This window comes from Pseudomonas sp. UBA6276 (assembly GCF_002438365.1).
In the GTDB taxonomy this organism is placed as follows: Bacteria; Pseudomonadota; Gammaproteobacteria; order Pseudomonadales; family Pseudomonadaceae; genus Aquipseudomonas; species Aquipseudomonas coleopterorum.
Map to the genome: position 1 here is coordinate 1 of NZ_DJUS01000048.1, position 10,664 is coordinate 10,664.

The following is a 10,664-nucleotide window of genomic DNA, read 5'->3' on the forward strand; positions in this document are numbered from 1 at the left end:
CACGTCGTTCATCTTGAATTCGGTGATGCCGTATTCATCGCAGTTGTCGTCCAGAGTCTGCACCTGCAGACGCGATACCTGGTCGGCGATGGCACCGATGCCGCCCTTGCGCTCCGGGGTGGTCGGTACGTTGTGATCGGGCGTGGCGATGTTGGCGTCGATGCGCCATGGTTTGCGGCCGGCCAGTCGCAACCCTTCGAACGCCTGGGGCGAAGTCACTTCGTGGATGATGTGACGGTCGATGTAGATCAGCGCCGAACCATCGTCGCGCTGCTTGACCAAATGCGAATCCCAGAGCTTGTCGTAGAGCGTTTTGCCGGCCATCAGACGTTTCCTCATCAGTGTTTCTAATCTTTCTATGCCAATAACCGCTTGGCTTGTAGGGATGATGCTATGGGGTTATCTTGAATAACTCAAATTCATAATTTTCATACTTTGGATAACCAAAAGGAATCGGTTCATGGACCTGGCCAGTCTCAATGCCTTTATCGCCATTGCCGAAGTGGGCAGCTTCTCCAGAGCCGGGGATCGCCTGCATTTGACTCAACCTGCGATCAGCAAACGCATTGCCAGTCTGGAGCAGCAGCTGGGTGTGCGCCTGTTCGACCGGCTGGGTCGGGAAGTCAATCTGACCGAGGCCGGAAGAGCGCTGCTGCCGCGGGCCTACCAAATTCTCGACGTGCTCGAAGACACCCGTCGCGCCCTGACCAACCTCAGCGGTGACGTCACCGGTCGGCTCACTCTGGCCACCAGTCACCATATCGGCCTGCACCGATTACCCCCGCTGCTGCGCACCTACACGCGCATGTACCCCAAGGTCGCCCTGGACATTCAGTTTCTCGATTCGGAAGTGGCCTATGAGGAGATTCTCCACGGTCGGGCGGAGCTGGCGGTCATCACCCTCGCGCCCGAGCCCCACCACCTGGTGCGCTCGGTGCCGGTGTGGCATGACCTCCTGGATTTCGTCGCCGCACCTGAACATCCGCTGGCCCTGCAGGACGCGGTGAAGCTGAGCGATATCGCCGAACATCCGGCGGTGTTTCCCGGCGGCAATACCTTCACCCACCACATTGTCAGTCGTCTGTTCGAGGCTCAGGGCCTGAGCCCCAACATCGCCATGAGTACCAACTACCTGGAAACCATCAAGATGATGGTGTCGATCGGGCTGGCATGGAGTGTGTTGCCGCGCACCATGCTCGACGATCAGGTGGCGCGCTTCGTACTGCCCGGTGTGCAGTTGAGTCGGCAGCTGGGCTACATCCTGCACACCGAGAGAACCTTGTCGAACGCCGCCCGGGCATTCATGGCATTGCTTGATGGCCAGGCCGGCATTTCGGCGGCGGATGAATCAGAGCTGCGGGCCCAGGAGTAGCCGCCCGCTGCTGACCAGCGTGGCATAGCCGCCGATCTTGACCCGATCGCCTTCCCTGCGGCAAAACAGCTCGCCCCCGCGGGCCGAGCACTGGTATGCGCTGAGGCTGGTCTTGACCAGGCGCTTGGACCAGTACGGAATGAGGCTGCAGTGGGTGGAACCGGTCACCGCGTCTTCATCGATGCCAATAGCCGGGGCGAAATAGCGCGAGACAAAATCATGATGGTCGCCCCGTGCGGTGATGATCACACCGGGCCAGGGCAAGCGAGCCAGCGCCGCCATGTTCGGCTGACATTCGCGCACTGCCTGCTCCGACTCCAGCAACACGAACAGTGAGGTTGCCGCCATCACATCGACCGCCTCGCAGCCCAGCGCACGCTCCACATCCAGCGTCAGGCCCAGTTGTTCTTCAGGCATCATGGCCGGGAAATCCAGCCACAGGCGGTCGCCCTCGCGGCTGACGGTCAGGGTGCCGGAACGGCTGGCGAACGACAGGCTGGTCGCGGTTTCGCCATAGACGTGGAACAAAACGTAGGCACTGGCCAGAGTGGCATGACCGCACAAGGGCACTTCAGTGCGCGGCGTGAACCAGCGGATGTGCCAGCCCTGAGCCTCGCGCACCATGAACGCGGTCTCGGCCAAGTTGTGTTCGGCAGCGATCTTCTGCATCAGTTCGTCGGCCAGCCAGCTGTCCAGGCGATAGACGATGGCCGGGTTGCCAGCAAACGGATGTTGGGTAAACGCATCGACCTGATGGAAATCCAGTTGCATGGCATTCCTCGCTGTAGCGGAAAGGGGTAGCGCCCAGGCCGTGGGCTATCGGCGTTCGACTCGTGGAGTCGATGAATAATTTCTTGCGTTCATCCAGCACGGCCGATATCGGCGAAGCAGCCTTGGGTATGCTCGGCCAGCAACTGCGGCGCCAGTTCCACTTCCAACCCGCGTCTGCCGGCGCTGACATACACGCTGGGCATCGTCGCTGCGGTTTGATCGATGAACGTGCGCAGGCGCTTTTTCTGCCCCAAGGGGCTAATGCCGCCCAGCAGGTAGCCAGTCGCGCGCTGTGCGGCTTGTGGGTCTGCCATCTCGCACTTCTTGACCCCCGCCGCCTGTGCCAGTGCCTTGAGGTCCAGAGAGCCGGTCACAGGCACAACTGCCACCAGCAGTTCGCTTTTTTCAGTGGCCGCCAGCAAGGTCTTGAACACCTGCGCCGGGGCCAGGCCAAGCTTTTCGACCGCTTCCAATCCGTAGGAGACGGCCTTGGGATCGTGTTCATAGGCATGCACCCGATGGTCGGCGCGATGCTTCTTCAAGAGGTCCAGGGCGGGTGTCATGCAGGGACTCCAGACAAATAAAACCGATGCCCGGCATTAGGACACAGGCAGGCAAGCCACGCCAACCGTGGCTTTGCCGCAAATGGACGAATCCGTTCTCGACCATTGAACGAACTCGTTCACTTTCGACCTTTGACAGCGGCGTTTCTTGTCTATATTTTTTCGTTTGTGAAGATAGGCACGATAGTACAATGTGCTGAAAGGTTGTAATCCGGCGCGCGATGGGGATCGCACGACGGCAGATTCCAGGCGCCAAAAACGGCGTCAGACAAAAAAAACAATTGGGGTAACACACAATGACCGCACAGCAACAACCGACCCTGTCGGGTCAGTGCATTGCCGAGTTTCTCGGAACCGCACTGCTTATCTTCTTCGGTACTGGCTGCGTCGCGGCGCTCAAGGTCGCAGGGGCCAGCCTCGGCCTATGGGAAATCAGCATCATCTGGGGCGTCGGCGTGAGCATGGCGATCTACCTGACGGCTGGCGTGTCCGGAGCGCATCTGAACCCGGCCGTCAGCATCGCCCTGTGCCTGTTCGGCGGTTTCGAAAAGCGCAAGCTGCCCTTCTACATCCTGGCTCAGGTTGCCGGCGCGTTCTGCTCGGCGGCGCTGGTCTACACCCTCTACAGCAGCCTGTTCTTCGATTACGAACAGACCCACGGCATCGTCCGCGGCACGCAGGCGAGCCTGGAAACGGCGAGCATCTTCTCCACCTATCCGCACGCGGCGCTGTCCATCGGTCAGGCTTTCCTGGTCGAGATGGTCATCACCGCCATCCTGATGGGAGTGATCATGGCCTTGGGCGACGAGCACAATGGCCTTCCGCGCGGCGCCATGGCACCGTTGCTGGTGGGTTTGCTGATCGCGGTGATCGGCAGCGCCATGGGCCCACTGACCGGCTTCGCCATGAACCCGGCCAGGGATTTCGGTCCCAAGCTGATGACCTTTATCGCCGGGTGGGGTGAAATAGCCTTCACCGGTGGCCGTACGATTCCCTATTTCATCGTGCCCATCGTGGCGCCGATCGTAGGTGCCTGCCTGGGCGCCGGCGCTTACCGGGTACTGATCGCCCGCCACCTGCCCAACTCGCTCAACGAGTCGGCCAAGGCGGCCGCATCGAAGGTCCAGACCTCCTGAGCCTGCACAGCTACTCCATTCCGCATCTATTTCAAACTTGCGCAAGGCCATCGACATGACCGATACCGACAACAAGAACTACATCATCGCCCTGGACCAAGGCACAACCAGCTCGCGGGCCATCATTTTCGACCGCGACGCCAACGTCGTCGGCACCTCGCAGCGCGAGTTCGCCCAGCACTACCCGCAGGCAGGCTGGGTGGAGCACGATCCGATGGAAATCTTCGCCACCCAGAGCGCGACCATGGTCGAAGCCCTGGCCCAGGCCGGGTTGAGCCATGCCCAGGTTGCAGCCATCGGCATCACCAACCAGCGTGAAACCACCGTGGTGTGGGACAAGAACAGCGGTCGCCCGATCTACAACGCCGTGGTCTGGCAGTGCCGACGCAGCACCGAGATCTGCCAGCAGCTCAAGCGCGATGGCATGGAAGACTACATCAAGCAGACCACCGGCCTGGTCGTCGATCCGTACTTCTCGGGCACCAAGCTCAAGTGGATTCTGGACAACGTCGAAGGCAGCCGCGAGCGCGCCCGCAACGGCGAGCTGCTGTTCGGCACCATCGATAGCTGGCTGATCTGGAAATTCACCGGCGGCAAGGTCCACGTCACCGACTACACCAACGCCTCGCGCACCATGCTCTTCAACATCCACACGCTGGAGTGGGACGAGAAGATGCTGCAGACCCTGGACATCCCTCGCGAGATGCTGCCAGAGGTCAAGTCGTCGTCGGAAGTCTACGGTCACACCAAGAGCGGCATCGCCATTGCCGGTATCGCCGGCGACCAGCAGGCCGCCCTGTTCGGCCAGATGTGCGTCGAACCCGGGCAGGCCAAGAACACCTACGGCACCGGTTGCTTCCTGCTGATGAACACCGGCAAGAAGGCCGTGACCTCGCAACACGGGATGCTCACCACCATCGGCTGTGGCCCGCGTGGCGAAGTGGCCTACGCCCTGGAAGGCGCCGTGTTCAACGGCGGCTCGACCGTGCAGTGGCTGCGCGACGAACTGAAGATCGTCAACGACGCCTACGACACCGAATACTTCGCCAGCAAGGTCAAGAACACCAACGGCGTGTACCTGGTACCGGCCTTCACCGGCCTGGGCGCGCCCTACTGGGACCCCTATGCCCGTGGCGCACTCTTCGGCCTGACCCGCGGCGTGCGCGTGGATCACATCATTCGCGCCGCACTGGAATCGATCGCCTACCAGACCCGCGACGTACTCGACGCCATGCAACAGGACTCCGGCGAACGCCTGAGCGCCCTGCGCGTGGACGGCGGCGCGGTGGCCAACAACTTCCTCATGCAGTTCCAGGCCGACATCCTCGGCACGCCGGTGGAGCGTCCGCAGATGCGCGAGACCACGGCTCTGGGCGCCGCCTACCTCGCAGGCCTGGCATGCGGCTTCTGGGGCAGCCTGGACGAATTGCGCGGCAAGGCCGTGATCGAGCGCACCTTCGAGCCGCTGCTCGATGAAGCCGGCAAGGAAAAACTCTACGCCGGTTGGAAAAAGGCCGTCGAACGCACCCGCGACTGGGAACCGCACGAAGAGCAGTGATCGAGCATGCACCGGCCGGGCAATCCGGCCGGTGCCTTGCGGATTGATGCAATGCCGGCCCCTGCAATCAAGTCTGGCGATGGGGGCCTTTCCTGCGGCATCATGCATGCTTTTGCATGGCAGCCAAAGGAAGCCCCATGAACCTGCCTCCCCGCCAACAGCAGATCCTTGAACTGGTACGCGAACGCGGCTATGTCAGCATCGAGGAAATGGCCCAGCTGTTCGTCGTGACACCGCAGACCATTCGGCGTGACATCAACCAACTGGCCGAGGTCAACCTGCTGCGCCGTTACCACGGTGGCGCCGCCTACGACTCGAGCATCGAGAACACGGCCTACGCCATGCGTGCCGACCAGATGCGTGACGAGAAACAACGCATCGCCGAAGCCATCGCCGCCCAGATCCCCGACCACGCTTCGCTGTTCATCAACATCGGCACCACCACCGAATCCATCGCTCGCGCCCTGCTCAACCACAGCCATCTGAAGATCATCACCAACAACCTGCACGTGGCCTCGATCCTCAGTGGCAAGGACGATTTCGATGTGCTGCTGGCCGGCGGCAACGTGCGTCGCGACGGCGGCGTGGTGGGTCAGGCCAGTATCGACTTCATCACCCAGTTCAAGGTCGACTTCGCCCTGGTCGGCATCAGCGGCATCGACGAAGACGGCAGCCTGCTGGACTTCGACTATCAAGAAGTTCGCGTCAGTCAGGCGATCATCGCCAACGCGCGGCAGGTCATCCTGGCCGCCGACTCGAGCAAGTTCGGCCGCAATGCCATGGTTCGCCTGGGCCCGATCAGCCTGATCGATTGCCTGGTCACCGACCAGCCCCCCGTCCCCGCCCTGCTGCAATTGCTGCAACAGCACAAGATTCGTCTGGACATCGTCTGACCCTGTGGCAGCGGCGCAAGCCGCGCCCTTCTCCCGCCCGTTCGCTTACGAACCCCACCCGGCAAGGCTCGCGTTCGGTTGTGCGCACCTCTGATGTTCACATTTCTTCGCTTTCGCCTGCGACGATCAACAAATTCAATCATCTTCGACTGGCTAACCCCTACGTATTGGGCTAGTATTTTCGAAATTGAACATTGATGTTCGAATTCAAAGCACTCATTCGAACGCTCCTTGATAAACGCAGGAGGCTGCCATGCCCCATTCGACCTTGCCCCGCCAACCGTTGGCTGAAATCTACGACGTCGCCGTGATCGGTGGTGGTATCAATGGTGTGGGGATCGCCGCCGACGCTGCCGGGCGTGGGCTCTCCGTCTTTCTCTGCGAGAAGGACGACCTTGCCAGCCACACCTCGTCGGCCAGCAGCAAGCTGATCCACGGTGGCCTGCGTTATCTGGAACACCATGAATTCCGCTTGGTGCGCGAAGCGCTGGCCGAACGCGAAGTGCTGCTGGCCAAGGCCCCGCACATAGTCAAGCCGATGCGTTTCGTGCTGCCACACCGGCCTCATCTGCGTCCTGCGTGGATGATCCGCGCCGGGCTGTTCCTCTACGACAACCTGGGCAAGCGGGAAAAACTGCCCGGCTCGCGCAGCCTGCGTTTCGGTGCCGACAGTGCACTGAAGCCAGAGATTACCCGTGGCTTCGAATACTCCGATTGCTGGGTGGACGACGCCCGCCTGGTGGTATTGAACGCCATGGCCGCGCGGGAAAAAGGCGCACACATCCACACCCGCACCCGCTGCATCGATGCGAAGCGTGTGGACGGTGTATGGCAAGTCAATCTGCAGCGCGAAGACGGGAGCACCTTCACGTTGAAGGCTCGCGCCCTGGTCAACGCAGCAGGCCCTTGGGTGGCGAAGTTCATCCGCGACGACCTGCAACTGCAGTCCCCGTACGGCATCCGCCTGATCCAGGGCAGCCACCTGATCGTGCCACGTCTGTACGAAGGCGAGCAGGCGCACATCCTGCAGAACGAAGACCAGCGGATTGTCTTCACCATTCCGTACCTGGACCGCTTCACCATCCTGGGCACTACCGACCGCGAGTACACCGGCGATCCGTCCAAGGTGGAAATCACCGACGCCGAAACCGACTACATCCTCAAGGTGGTCAACGCCCACTTCAAGAAGCAGGTCAGCCGCAGCGACATCGTGCGCACTTATTCAGGTGTTCGCCCGCTGTGCAACGACGAGTCGGACAATCCATCGGCCATTACCCGCGACTACACCCTGTCGCTCAGCGGCGGTCAGGGTGAAGCGCCGATCCTGTCGGTGTTCGGCGGCAAGCTGACCACCTATCGCAAGCTGGCGGAGTCGGCCATGGCGCAGCTCAAGCCATTCTTCACCCAGATGCGCGGCAGCTGGACGGCGACCAGTGCCCTGCCTGGCGGCGAAGACATGACCACGCCCCAGGCACTGGCTCAGGCCATGCGCGCCAAGGCACCTTGGCTGCCAAGCGGGCTGGCCGAACGCTGGGCCGTCAGCTACGGCAGCCGCAGCTGGCGCCTGATCGAAGGCGCACAGTCGCTGGCCGATCTGGGCGAGGAACTGGGCGCAGGGCTGTACAGCCGCGAAGTGGATTATCTGTACGAGCAGGAATGGGCCACACGCAGCGACGACGTCCTGTGGCGGCGCAGCAAGCTGGGCCTGTTCGTCGACGAAGCGGCCATCGCACGGGTAGACGCCTACCTGGCCAAGATCGACGCCAGCCGCGCGAATACTCAGGCGGCTTGAACCACGCCGGCCATGCCCGAAACGAAAAACGCCCCGTAAGGGGCGTTTTGCATGGCGCGGGGCGGGCCGAAAAGGCTCAGCGCCGTGGACGCTGCCGTGGTCGGTGGTTATCGGCCGGGATCGGCACAGGCTGCGGCGGCGGTGGCACCAGCCCCAATGCGACAGCCAGATCATGGAGCCAGTTGTACAAGTTACCGTTCATATCGCCCCCCTTCAGGGAAAAACCCTAACGACGGTCATAGTCCGTCGCTTCTGTTCGATCATAGCGCTAAGCGACGTAGGATGCATGCACGCACTTGTGTCGAAAAGTCGCAGTCCTATTAATTGATCATCGACCCGCCGAGTAATTCATTACGTTATCCAGATTCGTAACCGTCGGCGCACCCACTGCTCGGCGCTGACCAAGGTGATGCCCAACAGCACGCAAACCGCTCCCAGAATGAAGTTCATGCTCAACGGCTCGCCCAGCAATACCACACCGAAGGTCACGCCGAACAAGGGCGTCATGAACGAGAACACCGCAAGGTTGGACGCCAGGTAGCGGCGCAGCAGCCAGAACCAGATCAGGAAGCTGGCAAAAGAGACCACAAAACCCTGGAACAACACGCTGGCGGTGCCAATGGGCGTGAAGGTGACATGGCTGAGTTGGCCCGTGGCGAGGGCAATGATCAACAGCCCTGCCACGCACACGATCAGCTGATAGAACAAGGTCAGGGCAACGGGCGCTTCGGACAGCCGTGAGGTGCGTACCACCACCGTGGTCGCACCCCAGCAGAGCCCCGCCATCAAGCCCATGGCGTCCCCCAGCAGCATGCGTCGATCCAGATGCTCCCAGGAGATGCCTCCCGCGAAAGCAAAGGCGATACCGCTGAACGCCAGGGCAATGCCTAGCCATTGCAAAGGCCGCAGTCGCTCCCCTGGCAGCAGCGCATGCAGGCCGAGTGCGGTAAAGACCGGCGCGGTGTAAAGAAAGACCGACATGTGCGCCGCCGAAGTCAACTTCAATCCTTCGGCGATGAACAGGAACTCCAGACCGAACAGCGAGCCGGCGACCAGCCCGGCACGCCAAGTGTATGGCACGTGCCCCCAACCACCCCGCCAACAGAGCAGCATCGCCACCAGCACGGCGGAAATGCCCGAGCGCATGGCCGCCTGCATCACCGGGGCGATATCGACAGCGGCCCATTTGATGGTGACCTGCTGGATCCCCCAGATCAGGCAAAGCCCCAGCATGACCTTGAGGGCGAAGCCATCGGTCTGACGACGTTCCGCGCTCATGGGACAAACGACCTCGGCATCACAGTGCTCTCCCGCAAGGAAAACACCAGTGTATCAAGCCATACAACCCAAGGCTTTCAATGGTACCGAGCATTCCGAAAGATAACCGCTCCGGCACGGATTCATGTGGGAGCGGGCTCTGCCCGCGAAGCAGACCCCGCGATCTGTCAGGCAAAACACCCTGTGGGAGCGGGGCGGGCGGCGAGCCCTCTGCCCGCGAAGCAGGCGCCGCGAAGTTTCAGGCAGACCGCCCTACCGAATTATCCGCCCCAACTCAAACAATCTGCGGCTTACTGGCCACTTCATCAAAAGTCGCCGGGTCCAGCGCATCATCCTGATCATCGAGCACTTCGAGCCCGTGGTCATTATCCGGAATACTGCTATCTATCAGGCTCAACAGGCTGGACCCGCGCAAGGTCAGCTGGAAATTGCGCCCCGTGCCGCCCTCGCTGTCCGGACGCTGCTCGATGAAGCCCCGCTCCAGCAACAGCGCTTGATAATCGCTCGCTTGAGTCGCCAGCTGATCGACAGCGGCCGACGTATCACCCTGCGCGGTGGTCGCCTCGGCGTGGTCCTGAGCGTAGATATCTGAGGTGAAATCCTGATGGGCGCCGTTCTGCACTTCGTGCAACAGACGCTCGATCAATTGCCAGTTGTAAGTGGTCATCCGGAAGAACCTCCAACACATGAGTGAAAGGGCTTGCCAGGCATGGGACCGGGTGGGTGCGGGGGAGTTGCGGGAAGACGGCTTTGCGGGGTGTTTTGGCAGGTCTGGCCTCCGGAGGGAAGCAGACCTGCCCTACGCAGGTTACTCGCTGACGGCAGGCTTGCGGCGCTTGAGCGGCGCCAGGCCGTCCTGGCTCACCAGGGCTGGGGTGTCGGCCTTGGGACGGTTGACGCTCTTGCGCTTGGTCGGGCCCTTGGCGACGCTTTTCTTGTCGCCCTTCTTGTCCTTGTCGGTCTTTTTCTTCTTCACGCCGACTGCCTTGCCCGACGCCTTGACCTTCTTCGGTCCGCCGTAGGTGCCTTTCACTTCCTTGATCACGCGACGCTCGAAGGTCTGCTTGAGGTAGCGCTCGATGCTGGACATCAGGTTCCAGTCACCGTGGCAGATCAGTGAAATCGCCAGGCCTTCGTTGCCGGCACGGCCGGTGCGGCCGATGCGGTGCACGTAGTCATCGCCACTGCGTGGCATGTCGAAGTTGACCACCAGATCCAGACCGTCGACGTCCAGACCACGGGCGGCCACATCGGTGGCCACGAGGATCTTCACACCACCCTGCTTGAGGCGGTCGATGGCC

12 protein-coding genes are annotated in these 10,664 nt (G+C 61.7%); 5 read left to right on the top strand and 7 right to left on the bottom strand.

Going from position 1 to position 10,664, the window contains the following annotated elements; all coding sequences use genetic code 11:
- The coding region (locus tag B2V21_RS05595; RefSeq protein WP_286916277.1) for an aconitase family protein at positions 1 to 324 on the bottom strand (324 nt) is incomplete at its 3' end.
- 136 nt (positions 325 to 460) lie between these two features.
- Here B2V21_RS05595 and B2V21_RS05600 point away from each other — a divergent pair.
- Positions 461 to 1,372 (top strand): LysR family transcriptional regulator, encoded by a 912-nt coding sequence (locus B2V21_RS05600; protein WP_286916278.1) that lies wholly within the window; start codon positions 461 to 463, stop codon positions 1,370 to 1,372.
- Here B2V21_RS05600 and B2V21_RS05605 read toward each other — a convergent pair.
- The gene (locus B2V21_RS05605; RefSeq protein ID WP_049861081.1) at positions 1,349 to 2,143 is read right to left on the bottom strand and encodes a PhzF family phenazine biosynthesis protein; all 795 of its coding nucleotides are present in this window, start codon (positions 2,141 to 2,143) and stop codon (positions 1,349 to 1,351) included. The two genes, B2V21_RS05600 and B2V21_RS05605, sit on opposite strands and share 24 nt — an antisense overlap.
- Positions 2,144 to 2,232: 89 nt before the next feature.
- Entirely contained in the window at positions 2,233 to 2,706 is a 474-nt protein-coding gene (ybaK, locus tag B2V21_RS05610; protein WP_286916279.1) for a Cys-tRNA(Pro) deacylase, read from the bottom strand.
- Between the two features lie 296 nt (positions 2,707 to 3,002).
- Between ybaK and B2V21_RS05615 the strand changes: the two genes are divergently transcribed.
- From B2V21_RS05615 to glpD, 4 genes are all read left to right on the top strand, one after another.
- A complete protein-coding gene (locus B2V21_RS05615) occupies positions 3,003 to 3,842 on the top strand; it encodes an MIP/aquaporin family protein (RefSeq protein ID WP_090356927.1) in 840 nt (279 codons plus the stop codon).
- 55 nt (positions 3,843 to 3,897) lie between these two features.
- Positions 3,898 to 5,400 (top strand): glycerol kinase GlpK, encoded by a 1,503-nt coding sequence (glpK, locus tag B2V21_RS05620; RefSeq protein ID WP_049861084.1) that lies wholly within the window; start codon positions 3,898 to 3,900, stop codon positions 5,398 to 5,400.
- A 137-nt stretch (positions 5,401 to 5,537) separates the two neighbouring features.
- On the top strand, positions 5,538 to 6,293 hold the full coding sequence (locus B2V21_RS05625; RefSeq protein WP_049861085.1) for a DeoR/GlpR family transcriptional regulator: 756 nt from the start codon (positions 5,538 to 5,540) through the stop codon (positions 6,291 to 6,293).
- Between the two features lie 253 nt (positions 6,294 to 6,546).
- A complete protein-coding gene (glpD, locus tag B2V21_RS05630) occupies positions 6,547 to 8,085 on the top strand; it encodes a glycerol-3-phosphate dehydrogenase (RefSeq protein ID WP_192000093.1) in 1,539 nt (512 codons plus the stop codon).
- A gap of 76 nt (positions 8,086 to 8,161) precedes the next feature.
- Here glpD and B2V21_RS05635 read toward each other — a convergent pair whose 3' ends face one another.
- The 4 genes from B2V21_RS05635 to B2V21_RS05650 form a co-directional block, all read right to left on the bottom strand.
- Complete coding sequence (locus B2V21_RS05635; protein ID WP_286916280.1) at positions 8,162 to 8,287, bottom strand: PA1414 family protein; 126 nt, start codon at positions 8,285 to 8,287, stop codon at positions 8,162 to 8,164.
- A 149-nt stretch (positions 8,288 to 8,436) separates the two neighbouring features.
- Positions 8,437 to 9,363: a DMT family transporter gene (locus B2V21_RS05640; RefSeq protein WP_286916281.1), complete on the bottom strand. Its 927-nt coding sequence runs from the start codon at positions 9,361 to 9,363 to the stop codon at positions 8,437 to 8,439.
- 274 nt (positions 9,364 to 9,637) lie between these two features.
- The gene (locus tag B2V21_RS05645; RefSeq protein WP_286916282.1) at positions 9,638 to 10,030 is read right to left on the bottom strand and encodes a transcriptional regulator; all 393 of its coding nucleotides are present in this window, start codon (positions 10,028 to 10,030) and stop codon (positions 9,638 to 9,640) included.
- Between the two features lie 141 nt (positions 10,031 to 10,171).
- Positions 10,172 to 10,664, bottom strand: a 493-nt coding sequence (locus B2V21_RS05650) for a helicase-related protein (RefSeq protein ID WP_286916283.1), incomplete at its 5' end; no start/stop codon positions are given.